This window comes from Geodermatophilus sp. SYSU D01105, assembly GCF_054050095.1.
Genome location: NZ_JBJGYR010000018.1, coordinates 70,275 through 84,394 on the forward strand (window position 1 = coordinate 70,275; position 14,120 = coordinate 84,394).

Sequence of the window (14,120 nt, forward strand, 5' to 3'; positions counted from 1 at the left end):
CTCGCCCTCCGTCGGTCGGCTGCCTGCCGGGTGCGGTACCCAGCCGGCGGGGCCGCACGCCGCCCAGCCACCCTGTCGGGTGACCTCTCCCCGACCCGTCGGTCACGCCCGCCACACGGGTGACACCCGACCTGGGCAGTTGGCGAGTTCTGCCCAACACCTCCGGGTCATTCGTGGGACCTGGCACACAGCTGAGAGTCACCGTCCGCCGATAGTGACGGCATGGCACGCCGCCTCTCTCTCGCGAGGACCGCGACCCAGCGCCGGGTCGCTCCCGCCACGGCCTCCACCCCCTGGTGGCGGGACGCGGTCGTCTACCAGGTGTACCTGCGCTCCTTCGCCGACAGCGACGGCGACGGCATCGGAGACCTGCGGGGCCTGCGCCAGCGGCTGCCCTACCTGGCGTGGCTCGGCGTCGACGCCGTCTGGATCAACCCGCACTACCCCTCGGGCGGCGCGGACGGCGGCTACGACGTCATCGACTACCGCGCGGTGGACCCGGACTACGGCGACGTGTCCGACCTCGAGGCCGTGGTCGCCGACGCTCGCCGGCTCGGGCTGCGCGTGGTGCTCGACGTCGTCCCGAACCACACCTCGGACCAGCACCCGTGGTTCCAGGCCGCGCTCGCCGACCCGACGTGCCCCGAGGCCGGGCGCTACCACTTCGCGCCGGCGTCGGAGGAGCCGCCGAACAACTGGCAGTCGCTCTTCGGCGGGCCGGCGTGGTCGCGCACCCCGGACGGGCGGTGGTACCTGCACCTGTTCGCCCCCGAGCAGCCCGACCTCAACTGGCGCGACCCCGCCGTCGCTGCCGACTTCGAGGAGACCCTGCGGTTCTGGCTGGACCGGGGGGTCAGCGGCTTCCGGGTGGACGTCGCCTACGGCCTGTTCAAGGACGCGCAGCTGCGGGACAACCCGGGCGCCTACTCCCCCACCCTCTTCGGCCACGGGCCCGAGCAGGCCATGACGTGGAACCAGCCCGAGGTGCACGACGTCTGGCGGCGCTGGCGGGCCATCTGCGACGAGTACCCGGACACCATGCTCGTCGGCGAGGTGTGCCTGGCCGACCTCGAGCAGGTGGCGCTGTACTCGCGGCCCGACGAGATGCACCAGTCGCTGTCCTTCCGGCTGCTCAAGTCGCCGTGGGACACCGCGTCGTTCGCCGAGGCCATCTCCTCCGCGCTGGACGCCTTCGGCGGGGTGGGTGCCCCGGTCTCCTGGGTCCTGGGCAACCACGACAAGGACCGCCAGGTCACCCGCTTCGGCGGCGGGACGGTCGGCCGCGCCCGCGCCCGCGCGGCGGCCCTGCTGCTGCTGGCCCTGCCGGGCTCGGCCTACCTCTACGCGGGGGACGAGCTCGGCCTGCCGCAGGCCGTCGTCCCCGACGAGGCCAAGCGCGACCCGATCTTCCTGCGCAGCGGCGGTGCCCGGGCCGGCCGCGACGGCTGCCGCGTCCCGATGCCCTGGAACCCGACGCCGGGGGTCGGCTTCTCCGCCGATGCGACCGCAGCCGAGCCGTGGCTGCCGATCCCCCGGGACTGGCGCCGGTACGCGGTGTCCCTGCAGGCCGGCCAGGGCGGCTCGGCACTGACGCTGCACCGGCGGGCGCTCGCCCTCCGGAAGGCGCACCCGGCGTTCGGCTCCGGCACCGCGACGGTGGACACGCAGGGCGAGGTGCTGACCGTGCGCAGCACCGGGTCCGGCGAGGCCGTCCGGTGCGTGGTCAACATGGGCGCCGAGACCACGATCGCCGCCTGCCCGGGCACCGTGCTGCTGGCCTCCACCACCCGCGTCCGGCAGTCGGGGGGCGGCGTCGTCCTCCCGCCGAACAGCGCGGTCTGGATCCTGGAGGACTGAACACCGGGCCTGTGCCGTCGGGCACAGGTCCGGGCCATTTTCTGCACGGCGTGCAAAACTGCACGACGTGCACGTCGAAGGTGGTCTGCGGGAGCAGAAGAAGGCCGACACCCGGCGGCGGCTGACCGAGGCGGCCCAGGAACTCGTGCTCGCGCACGGCCTGGACGGCGTGACGGTCGAGCAGGTCTGCGGCCGCGCGGGCGTCTCGCTGCGCACCTTCTTCAACTACTTCGAGTCCAAGGAGCAGGCCGTCCTCGGCCCGCAGCCGCAGGTCGGCACGCCCGAGAGCCGGGCCGCCTTCGTCGCCGGCGGGCCCACCGGTGACCTGCTGACCGACCTCCTGGACCTGCTCGACCCGTCGGCGCAGTTCGACGAGGTCGGCCGGGCCGGCCTGCAGACGGTCATCGCCCTCGCGGAACGGGAGCCGCGACTGCTGGCCGCCCACCTGGCCCGCGAGGTGTCCCTCGAGCAGGAGATCGCCGGCCTGCTCGCCGACCGGCGCGGTCTCCCCACGCCGGACACCGGCTGCTCGGCGACGGCGGCCGCCGCCCAGGCCCTCGTACGGACGGCGGCCCGCTCCTGGTTCGACGCCGACGACGGCACCCCGCTGCACGACCACCTCCAGGCGACGAGGACCGCCTTCCTCGCCGTCCTCTCCACCGCGCCGACGGACTCGGCACCAGCACCGGACCAGGGAGCACGTTGACCACCCCGACCACCGACTCGGCACCGATCGTCCTGACCCGCCGCCGGGTCAACCTCATCTTCTCGGCGCTGGTCGCCGGCATGCTCGTCTCGAGCCTCGACCAGACGATCGTCTCCACCGCGATGCCCACGATCGTCGGTGACCTCGGCGGCGTCTCGCACATGGCGTGGGTGACCACGGCCTACCTGCTGGCCAGCACCCTGGTCATGCCCGTCTACGGCAAGTTCGGCGACCTCTGGGGCCGGCGCACCCTGTTCCTCCTGGCCATCGGCCTGTTCACCGTCGCGAGCGTGGGAGCGGCGCTGTCGCCGGACTTCACCTGGTTCGTCGTCTGGCGGGGGGTCCAGGGCCTCGGCGGCGGCGGGATGATGATCCTGAGCCAGGCGATCATCGCCGACGTCGTCCCCGCCCGGGAGCGCGGCAAGTACATGGGCCCGCTGGGGGCCATCTTCGGCCTGTCCGCCGTCGGCGGGCCCCTGGTCGGCGGCTGGCTGACCGACTCGGCCAGCCTGGGCTGGCAGTGGTGCTTCTGGATCAACGTGCCGGTCGGCGTGGGGGCGCTGGCCATCGGCTGGTTCGCGCTGACCCTGCCGCGGAAGAGGAACTCCGAGCCGGTCGACTACGCCGGCATCGTCACCCTGTCGGCCGCGACCACCTCGCTGGTCTTCTCCACCGACTTCGGCGGCGACTGGGGCTGGACCGACCCGTGGACGCTGGCGCTCATGGCGACGTTCGTCGTGTCGGCCACCGCCTTCGTGCTGGTCGAGCACCGCGCCGTGCAGCCGATCATCCCGATGTCCCTGTTCCGCAACGGCACCTTCGTCGTCACCACGGCGCTGGGGGCCGCCGTCGGCCTGGGCATGTTCTCGGCGATCGCCTTCATGCCGACGTTCCTGCAGATGGCCTCCGGGACCTCGGCGGCCAACTCCGGCCTGCTGATGCTGCCGATGATGGGCGGCCTGTTCATCACCGTCATCGGCTCGGGCATCGCGACCACGAGGACCGGCCGGTACAAGGCCTTCCCGGTCGCCGGCGTGCTGATCGTGGCGGCGGCGATGGTCTGGATGACCAGCCTGTCGGGCGCGACCTCGCTGTTCACCGTCTGCACGATGCTGTTCGTCGTCGGTCTGGGCCTGGGCCTGATCATGCAGATCGTGGTGCTGGTGGCGCAGAACGCCGTCCCGCCGTCGGACCTCGGCTCGGCGACCGCCACCAACAACTACTTCCGCGAGGTCGGTGCCACCCTCGGCGTGGCGATCTTCGGCACGATCTTCACCAGCCGGCTCGCCGACAACCTCGGCGGCGCGCTGCAGGCCAACGCCGAGCAGGCGGTCGCTGCGGGCATCACCTCGCCCGACAGCCTGGTCCCGCAGGCGGTGCAGGCGGCCGGTGAACCGCTGCGCACCGCGATCGTGGACTCCTACGCCGACGCCCTCGCCCCGGTGTTCGGCTACCTGCTGCCCGCCTTCGCCATCGCGCTGGTGCTCGCGCTGCTGCTCAAGGAGATCCCGCTGTCCGACGTGGCCGGGATGGTGGCCCGCGGCGAGGCCGTCGAGGACCCGTCGCTGCACGGGTCCGCCCGCCCCGACGACGCCGGCCCCGAGGACGAGGAGAGCACCGGCCTGCGTGCCCGGGACGCGGCGGACGAGGAGCGGTCCTCCGCCGTCCGAGGCTGACCGCCGGCTCCGGCACCGGGGACCTCCCGGCGCCGGAGCCGTCAGGACGGCGGGACGAGCCGGACGGCGTCCAGGGCGGCCAGCGCCCCGAGCTCGTCGGCCACCATGACGATGTCGGTGATCCGGCCGTCGGAGAGCGTCAGCACGTCGATCACCCGGAGCACCAGCTCGCGGCCGGTCGGCTCCAGCGAGCCCGCGGTGGTCGTCCACGGCCCCACCTGGCGGCCGCGCATCCGGAAGGCGACGGCGACCCGCTCGCCGCCGTCGACGACCGCGACCACCTCGCGCTCCGGCCGCTCGAAGACCGCCTGCACGGCCCGGGCCCGGGCGACGAGGTCGGACGCGGCGATCGGCGTCCCGTTGACCCGCACGGGGTCGGCGTAGAGCTCCCGGAAGGCCGCGACGGCGGCACCGTCGTCCGGCAGCGGGTCGGTCCACAGCCGCAGCAACCGCTCGACGTCGAAGGGCACGCGGCCATGCTCGCCGCGACGCGGCCGGGCCGGCCAGGGTCCTGGGTCAACGAGGGTCCGGGCCGGGCGGCAGGGTCGCGGTGCGGCCGAGGACGACGGACAGGACGAGTGCGGCGACGGTCAGGCCCCCGCCGAGCAGCACCACGGCCGGCCAGCGGCCGCCGTCCCAGGCCAGCCCGGCCAGCGTGCCGCCCACCGACGAGCCGGCGTAGTACCAGAACGAGTACAGCGAGGCGGCCTGTCCGACCGCGCGGCCGCCCGACGCCGCCCGCAGCGCCACCCAGCCGCTGGCCACGCCGTGCGCGGCGAAGAAGCCGACGGTGAGCACGCACATCCCGGCCACGAACCACGCCAGCGGCGCGGCGAGGGTCAGCGCCACCCCGCCGGCCATGACCGCCACCGCGACCGGGACCACCGGCCGCCGTCCGAAGCGGCCGGCCAGCTCACCGCCGAGCGCGGAACTGGCCGACCCGAGCAGGTAGGCGAGGAAGACCAGACCGGCGACCGCGGGCGTCAGCGCGTACGGCGGGGACTCCAGCCGGAACGTCGCCGCGTTGTAGACGGCCACGAACGCGCCCATGAGCAGCGCCGCGAGGCCGTAGAGGCCCAGCAGCACCGGGTCGGTGAACCCCGCGGCCAGCTGGCGCAGCACCGGCACCTGCCGCGGCACCCGCACGAACCGGCGGGACGGCGGCAGCAGCAGCCGGACGGCGACCGCGCAGACGACCCCGAGCACGGCGATGCCCCCGGCCGCCGCCCGCCACCCGCCGAGGTCGACGAGCAGACCGCCGAGCAGCCGGCCGGTCAGCCCGCCGATGGCGTTGCCGCTGACGAACAGCCCGATGGCCCGCGCGCTCACCGAGGCGTGCAGCTCCTCGCGCAGGTAGGCCGCCGCCACGGCGGGCAGGCCGGCCAGCGCGAAGCCCTGCAGCGCGCGGAGCACGAGCAGCACCGGCCAGGACGGCGCCACGGCGACCAGCGCCCCGAGCACCGCGGCGGCGGCCAGGCTGCCGTGCAGGATCGCCGTCCGCCCGCGGCGGTCGGACACCGGGCCGAGCACGAGGAGCCCGGCGGCGAGGCCGGCGGTCGCGACCGAGACGGCCAGCGTCGAGGCGGCCGACGAGCGGCCGAAGACGCGCGAGAGCTCGGGGAGCAGGACCTGCGGCAGGTAGAGCATGGCGAACACCGCGACACCGGCCAGGAAGATGGCCAGCGACGCACGGCGGAACCCCCGCTCGCCAGCCCGGTGCCCCTCGTCGGCCGGTCGCGGGTCCATGCCCCGACTCTGCGCCTGTGACCAGGACCACCGTGCGGTGGTCCTGCGGCCGGGAGCCGGGCCGCGGACGCGCCGGGTCAGCGGGCGAGCGGCCCGGGCGCGCGCCGGGCGAGCCCCGCGTAGACCGCCGCCACCCGGTCGACCAGCCGCGCGTGGGACCGGCAGGCCGCGAGCTCGCGGCCGCGCTGCCCCATGCGCCGGGCGGAGCCGGGGTCGAGCAGCAGGGAGACGACGGCCCGGGCGACGCCGTCGCCGTCCCCGGGCGGGACCAGGAACCCGCTCCCCCGGTTCTCGACCAGGTCGGGCAGCCCGCCCACGCGGGTGGCGACGACGGGGATCCCGGCGGCCATCGCCTCGCAGACGACCAGCGGTGACCCCTCCGAGCGCGACGGCACGACCAGGACGTCGAGGCCGGCGATGACCGTCGGGGCGTCGTCCCGGTAGCCGGTGAACTCGACCGCGCCGTCGAGGCCGAGGGCGGTGGCCCGAGCCTGCAGGTCGGCGCGCAGGGGGCCGTCCCCGACCACGACGAACCGGGCCCACGGGACGGCGGCCCGCACCAGGGACGCCGCCTGCAGGAAGACGTCCACCCCCTTCTCCGGGACCAGCCGGCCCACCACCCCGACGACCGGGGCCGCCGGACGGGCGGGCGGCCGGCCGGGGAGCCGGGTGGTCGTGGCCGGCAGCGCGACCTCGACCCGGTCGGCAGGGACACCGAAGCCGTCGACCAGCAGGTCGCGGATGGCCGAGGACACGGCCAGGACGTGGTCGGCGCGCCGGTAGACCCACCGGCTGACCGCCCGGTCCGACACCCCGCGCCACGGCGCCTCGGTGTGCTCGGTGAGCACGACGGGGATCCCCAGCCCCCGGGTGGCCCGCACGGCGGCGGCGGCGCTGGCGAACAGGTGGGCGTGGACGACGGCGGGTCTGCGCTCCAGGACCAGGCGGCGCAGCGCTCGGCAGTAGGGCCCGCTCACCCGCCGCTTCACCAGCTCGCCGACCAGCACGACCACCGGCACGCCGGCCTGCTCGAGGGCGGCCGAACGCACCCCGCCGACCGAGCAGGCCACCTCCACCGGCCACCCGCGGCGCCGCAGGGCGATCGCCAGGTCGACCACGTACCGCTCCGCGCCGCCTCCGTCGAGGGAGTCGATCACGAGCAGGACGGGGACGGGGGTGGGCTCGGCACCGGGCAGGCCGTCCGGTCGGCGGACCTCGACGTCGGTCACGCCTGCTCCTCGGGAGGGCGGTCGCCCACGGCTCAGGCCGGGACGGGGACCGGGGGTGCCGGCTCGCCGGGCTCGAGCACGTGGCGGTCCAGCCGCAGCCGGGTCAGGGCACCGTGCAGCGCGGGCGAGGTGCCCAGGATGGTCAGCCGGCGACCGTGCCGGATGGCCCGGCGGTAGGCGGCCCCGATCGCCCGGAGGGCCGCGTGGTCGGCCACGGTCAGGCCGCTCACCTCGACGGTCCAGTGCGCACAGCCGCCGGCCAGCAGGGCCGACACCGCGGCGTGCAGCAGGTGGGTCGTCCGGCGGTCCAGCTGCCCGGCCAGCAGCAGCCGGCCACCGACCGGGTCCAGCTCGACGAGGACGGTCGCCGGCCCGGGCAGACGGCGGACGATCGAGGAGGGGGACATCATCACCTCGGCGGATGAGCGAGGCGGTGCCGTCGACCGGTCGTCGCCTGCGCTCGGAGGGCGCGGGCTGCAGGCTCAACCCGACCAGAACTGTAACGGAACGGTGTCGTACCGGCCAGGGACGGAGGGCCCTCCCCGCGGCCGGGGAACCGGCGCAGAGTCGGTCGGGCTCACCCGACCCCCAGGAGCCCTGATGACCCGACGCCGCATCTCCCTCGCCGTGCTCGGCGCCGCCCTGGCCGCCTCCGGCCTGGCCGCCTCCGCCCTCCTGCTGCCCGGCGCCACGGCCGGCGCCGAGGAGAGCGGGGACGACGCCGCCGGCGGCGAGGTGACCCTGCGCTTCGACGCCGTCCTGAGCCCGTTCAGCTACACCGACCTGGGTCAGCCCGGCCCCTCCCCCGCGGACGTCATCGTCTTCTCCGACCGGCTGCTCCAGGAGGGCCGCGAGGTCGGCCACGAGGTCGGCAGCTGCGTGGTGGTCGATCCCTCGGGCCTGGCGAACTGCACCGCGGTCGTCACCCTCGACGGCCGGGGCACCCTCACCTACGCCTTCGAGAACGCGCCGCCGCCGGAGAAGACCCTCGCGGTCACCGGCGGGTCCGGCGACCACCGCGGGGCCCACGGCGACGGCACGTTCGTCGAGCACGGCGACGGCACCGGCACCCTGACCCTGACCCTCGCCGAGGGCTGACCGCCGGTGGCGGCCGCTCAGGTCCGCGGCGCCTCCTCGCGGGCCGCCGGCTCCCGGCGCTCCTGCGGCGGGACGACGTCGGCGACGTCGATCCCGCGCGGGCCTCCGCCGGGGACCTCGCCGGCCGGGGTCCGCCCCACGTGCCGCAGGGTGAAGGCCAGCATGAGCGACGAGATGCCGCGGAACAGCGCCATGACCCCGACCCAGAACAGGATCAGGAAGGTGCGGCGCGCGAGGGTGTCCGCCGGGTCGTCGGTGGACACCCAGAGCGCGAGCAGCAGCAGGGCCACCCCGCTGACCAGCCCGGTCCACCAGTACGGGGTCTCCCCCCGGGAGGCGATGCCGCGGGCGATGTCGAACGTCCCGGCGAACAACAGCACGAGGCCGAGCACCGAGGCCAGCGCGAAGAAGGTGTTGATCGGCCGGATGAACGCCCACAGCCCTGCCAGCACGAACAGGGCCCCCAGCGCGTAGTGCAGGACCCTCCAGCCGCCGGACACCAGGCCGGCCAGCGCGGCCTCGTTGACCCCGGCCGCCACGAAGACGATGCCGAGCAGCACCCCGACCGCCGCGATCGACCCGACGTCGGCACGCAGCACGACCCAGGCGAGGAGCAGCCAGGCGACCCCGACGACCAGCATCACCCACCAGTAGCGGGCCGCCCCGCGGACCAGCACCCGCGCCGGCTCCTCCAGGCCCGTGCGTCCTCCGTCGTCCATGGCGTCCTCCAACGGTCGCCGGGCGTGCAGCCGCACGCCGGTGGGATCGGACGGGAGCGAGCCTGGTCCTCCCGGAGCGGGCCGACCACGGCCGTAGGTCATCGGGCGGGAGTGAGCCTGGCCCTCTCGGAGCGGGCCGACCACGGCCGTGGGTCACCCGCGGGGGAACTGCTCCCGGACCGCCACCATGTCCAGGTCGCGGACCGTGGCGATGAGCAGCTCCACCGAGTCGGGAGGCAGCGAGCCGGGCTCGGCGTACACCAGGACGCCGTCTCGGAACACCATGAGGGTCGGCACCGAGCGCACGCCCACCGCGGCGGCCAGCTCCCGCTCGGTCTCGGTGTCGACGGTGGCGAAGACCAGGTCGGGATGGCGTTCGGCGGCGGCGGCGAAGACCGGCGCGAACGACCGGCTGGGTCGGTACCAGGAGGCGCGGAAGTCGACCAGGACGATGCCCTCGGCGGTGACCGCGTCGGCGAAGTCGTCCACGGAGAGGTGGACCGTGGTCATCGTCCCTCCCGGGTGCGGCGGAGCCCACCGAGCCGGGTACCCGGGTCGGTGGGCTCCGAGTCCTCCCGGTCGCCGGGTCAGCTCGGCGGGGAGCCGCCCGGTCCGCCGGACGGCGGCGCTCCACCGGGTCCTCCGGCGGGCGGTGCGCCACCGGGGGCGCCGGACGGGGCGCCGTCGCCCCCGAGCTGTCCTCCGGTCGGGGTCGTGGTGGTGTCCACCCCCACGGCGAGGGTGACGGTGTACCCGCGGGTCACGTCCCCGGTGACGGCGCCGAGCTGGCTGGCGCCGCCGTCGTCACCGAAGACGTTGTCGCTGTCGAGGCTCACCCGGGCCAGGTTGGTCACCGAGGCCTCGTAGCCGGGCTGGGCGTACACCGTGTCGCAGACGTCCTGCGGGAGGGCGACCTGCGAGGTGGCCAGAGCCGTGGTGGAGTCGGTGATCGAGGCCTGGTCGGGGTAGACCTCGAAGTGGACGTGCGGCCACCGCCCGCTGTAGCAGGCCGGGAAGATGCTGGTGAAGCGCACCGTCCCTGCGGCGTCGGCGACCTGCACGCCCCGCAGGAAGTTCTGGTCCTCGACGCCGGCCGAGTACATCGAGTAGCCGCCCTCGCGGGTGCAGTGCCAGACGTAGACGGCCACCCCCTCGAACGGGACGCCGCCGTTCGCGAGGTCGGTGACGGTGAGCTCCAGGGTCATCGGCACCCCCTCGGCGGTCCCGGTGGCCCCGCCGAAGCTGGACCGGATGTCGCTGCGGACGATGCCGCTCTGCTCGAGCACGTCCGGCCCGTTGGAGCCGTCGCCCCGGTAGGGGCCGGCGGTCTCCTCGGGGATCTCCCCCGCCGCCGTCGTCCCACCGGCCGACGCCGAGGACGACGCCGAGGACGTCGCCCCGGACGAGCCGTCCGCGCCGCACGCGGCCAGCCCCGCGCTGGCCGCGCCCAGGCCGAGCAGTGCCAGCACCCGGCGCCGGCTCAGCAGCGTGCCGACGTCGAAGCCGAGCCCCTGGTCCACCAGCTCCTCCCGCGGTCGGGGCAGGGGCCGCCCCTCGTACGTCGCTCCCCGGTCAGGTGCCATGCGCTCTCCGTCCTCTCGTCGTGACCCCGACGATGATCGGCACCGGACCGGGACGGGACCTGGAACGACCCTGGGGACCCCCTGTGAGGGGCGGCGCCGGCTCAGCCCAGGACCACGAGCAGGTCCCCGCCCTCGACCTGCTGCACCTGCCCGATCGCGACGCGGGAGACGGTGCCGGCGACGGGTGCGGTGATGGCGGCCTCCATCTTCATGGCCTCGATGGTGGCGATGCCCTGCCCGGCCTCCACCGGGTCGCCCTCCCCCACCTGCAGGGTGACCACGCCGGCGAAGGGTGCGGCGACCTGGCGCGGGTCGCTGCGGTCGGCCTTCTCGGCGGCCTTGACCTGGGCGTCGACGTTGCGGTCCCGCACGCTCACCGGGCGCAGCTGCCCGTTGAGGGTGCACATGACCGTGCGCATGCCGCGCTCGTCGGGGTCGGAGACCGCCTCCACCCCCAGGAGCAGTTGCACCCCGGGTTCGAGGTCGACGGCGTGCTCGGTGCCGGTGCGCAGGCCGTAGAGGAACTCCTTGGTGGGCAGCACCGACACGTCGCCGTACTGCTCGGTGTGGGCGGTGAACTCGCGGGTGGGTCCCGGGAAGAGCAGCCGGTTGAGGGTCGCGCGGGGCTCCTTGGCCAGCCCGTCGAGGTCCTCCTGCGACAGCTCGGCCGGCGGCTGCGCCTCCCGGCGGCCCTCCAGCGCGCGGGTGCGGAACGGCTCGGGCCAGCCGCCGGGCGGGTCGCCCAGCTCGCCGCGCAGGAAGCCGATCACCGAGTCGGGCAGGTCGTACTTCCCCGGGTCGGCGGCGAAGTCCTCGACGGTGACGCCGGAGCCGACCAGCTGCAGCGCCAGGTCGCCGACCACCTTGGAGCTCGGGGTGACCTTGACCAGCCGGCCCAGCAGCCGGTCGGCCGCGGCGTAGGCGTCCTCCACCTCCTCGAACCGCTGCCCGAGGCCCAGCGCGATGGCCTGCTGGCGCAGGTTGGACAGCTGCCCGCCGGGGATCTCGTGGGTGTAGACCCGCCCGGTCGGCGACGCGAGCCCCGACTCGAAGGGCGCGTAGACCCGGCGCACCGCCTCCCAGTACGGCTCGAGGTCGTTGACGGCGGCGAGGTCCAGGCCGGTGGCCCGGTCGGTGGCGTCGGTGGCCGCGACGATCGCCGACAGCGGCGGCTGCGACGTGGTGCCCGCCATGCTCGCGACCGCGCCGTCCACGGCGTCCACCCCCGCCTGCCACGCGGCCAGCAGGGTGGCGGTCTGCCCGCCGGCGGTGTCGTGGGTGTGCAGGTGCACCGGCAGGTCGAACCGCTCGCGCAGCGCGGTCACCAGGCGGGCGGCCGCCGGCGGGCGGAGCAGACCGGCCATGTCCTTGATCGCCAGCACGTGCGCGCCGGCGTCGACGATCTGCTCGGCCAGCCGGAGGTGGTAGTCGAGGGTGTAGAGCGTCTCCCCGGGGTCGGCCAGGTCGCCGGTGTAGCACAGCGCCACCTCCGCGACCGCCGTCCCGGTCTCCCGCACGGCGTCGATCGCCGGGCGCATCTGGGCCACGTCGTTGAGCGCGTCGAAGATGCGGAAGACGTCGATGCCGGTGGCCGCGGCCTCCCGCACGAAGGCGTCGGTCACCTGCTCCGGGTAGGGCGTGTAGCCGACGGTGTTGCGGCCGCGCAGCAGCATCTGCAGGCAGACGTTGGGCACCGCCTCGCGCAGTGCGGCCAGCCGGTCCCACGGGTCCTCGTGCAGGAACCGCAGCGCCACGTCGTAGGTCGCCCCGCCCCAGCACTCCAGGCTGAACAGCTCGGGGATCGTCCTCGCCAGGGCAGGGGCGACGGCGAGCAGGTCCTTGGTGCGCACCCGGGTGGCCAGCAGCGACTGGTGGGCGTCGCGGAAGGTGGTGTCGGTGACCGCCAACGCCGTCTGGGCGCGCAGGTCGGCGGCGAAGGCCTCGGGGCCCAGCTCGGCCAGTCGCTGCCGGGAGCCGGCCGGCGGGGTGGCGCGCAGGTCGACGGCGGGCAGCTTCTCCAGCGGGTCGAGCAGGTGGGGGCGCTCGCCGTGCGGCCGGTTCACCGTCACGTCGGCCAGGTAGGTCAGCAGCTTGGTGCCGCGGTCGGCGGAGCTGCGTGCGGTGAGCAGCTCGGGGCGCTCCTCGATGAACGACGTCGTCACCCGCCCGGCGCGGAAGTCGGGGTCGTCGAGCACCGCCTGCAGGAACGGGATGTTGGTCGCCACCCCGCGGATGCGGAACTCCGCCACCGCCCGCCGCGCCCGCGCCACGGCGATGCCGAAGTCCCGGCCGCGGCAGGTCAGCTTCACCAGCATCGAGTCGAAGTGCGCGCCGACCTCCGCGCCCAGCGAGGACCCGCCGTCCAGCCGGATCCCGGCCCCGCCCGGCGAGCGGTAGGCGGTGATCCGGCCGGTGTCGGGACGGAACCCGTTGGCCGGGTCCTCGGTGGTGATCCGGCACTGCAGCGCCGCACCCCGCAGCACGATCGTCTCCTGCGCCAGCCCCAGGTCGGCCAGCGTCTCCCCCGCCGCGATCCGCAGCTGGGACTGCACCAGGTCGACGTCGGTGACCTCCTCGGTGACCGTGTGCTCCACCTGGATCCGCGGGTTCATCTCGATGAAGACGTGCCGGCCCTCGCGGTCGAGCAGGAACTCCACGGTGCCCGCGTTGACGTAGCCGATGGAGCGGGCGAAGGCGACCGCGTCGGCGCAGATCCGCTCCCGCAGCTCCGGGTCCAGGTTCGGGGCCGGAGCGAGCTCGACCACCTTCTGGTGCCGCCGCTGCACCGAGCAGTCCCGCTCGAACAGGTGCACCACGTTCCCGGCGCCGTCGGCCAGGACCTGCACCTCGATGTGGCGGGGGTCGACCACCGCCTGCTCGCAGAAGACCGTCGGGTCCCCGAACGCCGACTCCGCCTCCCGCATCGCCGCCTGCACCGCCGCGGACAGGTCGGCGGGGTCCTCGACCCGGCGCATGCCGCGCCCGCCGCCACCGGCCACGGCCTTGACGAACACCGGGAACGGCAGCGCCTCGGCCGCGGCCAGCAGGGTGTCCAGGTCGGCGCTGGGCTCGGTGGAGGCCAGCACCGGCAGGCCCGCCTCCCGCGCGGCGGCGATCGCCCGCGCCTTGTTGCCGGTCAGCTCGAGCACCGACGCCGGTGGTCCGACGAAGGTGATCCCCGCCCGCGCGCACGCCTCGGCCAGGTCCGGGTTCTCCGACAGGAACCCGTAGCCGGGGTACACGGCGTCGGCCCCGGCCCGCTGCGCCGCCCCGACGACCTCGTCGACGGACAGGTAGGCCCGGACCGGGTGCCCGACCTCGCCGATCTGGTAGCTCTCGTCGGCCTTGAGCCGGTGCACGGAGTTGCGGTCCTCCCAGGGGAAGACCGCGACCGTGCCGATCCCGAGCTCGTACGCGGCACGGAACGCCCGGACGGCGATCTCACCGCGGTTGGCCACCAGCACCTTGGAGAACATGGACTCACTCCGTCTTCTGGGTCCGACCTG

The 14,120-nt window shown here is 75.0% G+C and carries 12 protein-coding genes; 4 read left to right on the forward strand and 8 right to left on the reverse strand.

Features of this window, described 5'->3' with window-relative positions:
* Positions 1-222: 222 nt before the first annotated feature.
* The 3 genes from ACI79I_RS17445 to ACI79I_RS17455 all read left to right on the forward strand — a co-directional run bounded on the left by ACI79I_RS17445 (position 223) and on the right by ACI79I_RS17455 (position 4,239).
* Positions 223-1,857, forward strand: a complete 1,635-nt coding sequence (locus tag ACI79I_RS17445) for a glycoside hydrolase family 13 protein (protein ID WP_456993581.1) — start codon at positions 223-225, stop codon at positions 1,855-1,857.
* A gap of 67 nt (positions 1,858-1,924) precedes the next feature.
* A complete protein-coding gene (locus ACI79I_RS17450; RefSeq protein ID WP_456993582.1) occupies positions 1,925-2,563 on the forward strand; it encodes a TetR/AcrR family transcriptional regulator in 639 nt (212 codons plus the stop codon).
* Complete coding sequence (locus ACI79I_RS17455) at positions 2,560-4,239, forward strand: MDR family MFS transporter (RefSeq protein WP_456993583.1); 1,680 nt, start codon at positions 2,560-2,562, stop codon at positions 4,237-4,239. Before ACI79I_RS17450 ends, ACI79I_RS17455 begins: the two co-directional genes overlap by 4 nt.
* 41 nt (positions 4,240-4,280) lie before the next feature.
* On the opposite strand, the gene ACI79I_RS17460 is transcribed toward ACI79I_RS17455, so the two are convergent.
* The 4 genes from ACI79I_RS17460 to ACI79I_RS17475 all read right to left on the reverse strand — a co-directional run bounded on the left by ACI79I_RS17460 (position 4,281) and on the right by ACI79I_RS17475 (position 7,621).
* Complete coding sequence (locus ACI79I_RS17460) at positions 4,281-4,709, reverse strand: nuclear transport factor 2 family protein (RefSeq protein ID WP_456993584.1); 429 nt, start codon at positions 4,707-4,709, stop codon at positions 4,281-4,283.
* A 46-nt stretch (positions 4,710-4,755) separates the two neighbouring features.
* Positions 4,756-5,985, reverse strand: coding sequence for an MFS transporter (locus ACI79I_RS17465; protein WP_456993585.1), 1,230 nt, complete (start codon positions 5,983-5,985; stop codon positions 4,756-4,758).
* A 77-nt stretch (positions 5,986-6,062) separates the two neighbouring features.
* A complete protein-coding gene (locus ACI79I_RS17470; protein ID WP_456993586.1) occupies positions 6,063-7,214 on the reverse strand; it encodes a glycosyltransferase in 1,152 nt (383 codons plus the stop codon).
* Positions 7,215-7,246: 32 nt separating this feature from the next.
* Positions 7,247-7,621: an STAS domain-containing protein gene (locus ACI79I_RS17475; protein ID WP_456993587.1), complete on the reverse strand. Its 375-nt coding sequence runs from the start codon at positions 7,619-7,621 to the stop codon at positions 7,247-7,249.
* Positions 7,622-7,814: 193 nt separating this feature from the next.
* On the opposite strand from ACI79I_RS17475, the gene ACI79I_RS17480 reads away from it, so the two are divergent.
* On the forward strand, positions 7,815-8,312 hold the full coding sequence (locus ACI79I_RS17480) for a hypothetical protein (protein WP_456993588.1): 498 nt from the start codon (positions 7,815-7,817) through the stop codon (positions 8,310-8,312).
* Positions 8,313-8,329: 17 nt separating this feature from the next.
* Here ACI79I_RS17480 and ACI79I_RS17485 read toward each other — a convergent pair whose 3' ends face one another.
* From ACI79I_RS17485 to ACI79I_RS17500, 4 genes are all read right to left on the reverse strand, one after another.
* Positions 8,330-9,031, reverse strand: coding sequence for an HdeD family acid-resistance protein (locus ACI79I_RS17485; RefSeq protein WP_456993589.1), 702 nt, complete (start codon positions 9,029-9,031; stop codon positions 8,330-8,332).
* 153 nt (positions 9,032-9,184) lie between these two features.
* Positions 9,185-9,541, reverse strand: coding sequence for a thioredoxin family protein (locus ACI79I_RS17490; protein WP_456993590.1), 357 nt, complete (start codon positions 9,539-9,541; stop codon positions 9,185-9,187).
* Between the two features lie 77 nt (positions 9,542-9,618).
* Complete coding sequence (locus ACI79I_RS17495) at positions 9,619-10,614, reverse strand: intradiol ring-cleavage dioxygenase (RefSeq protein ID WP_456993591.1); 996 nt, start codon at positions 10,612-10,614, stop codon at positions 9,619-9,621.
* 101 nt (positions 10,615-10,715) lie between these two features.
* On the reverse strand, positions 10,716-14,090 hold the full coding sequence (locus tag ACI79I_RS17500; protein ID WP_456993592.1) for a pyruvate carboxylase: 3,375 nt from the start codon (positions 14,088-14,090) through the stop codon (positions 10,716-10,718).
* Between the last annotated feature and the right edge of the window lie 30 nt (positions 14,091-14,120).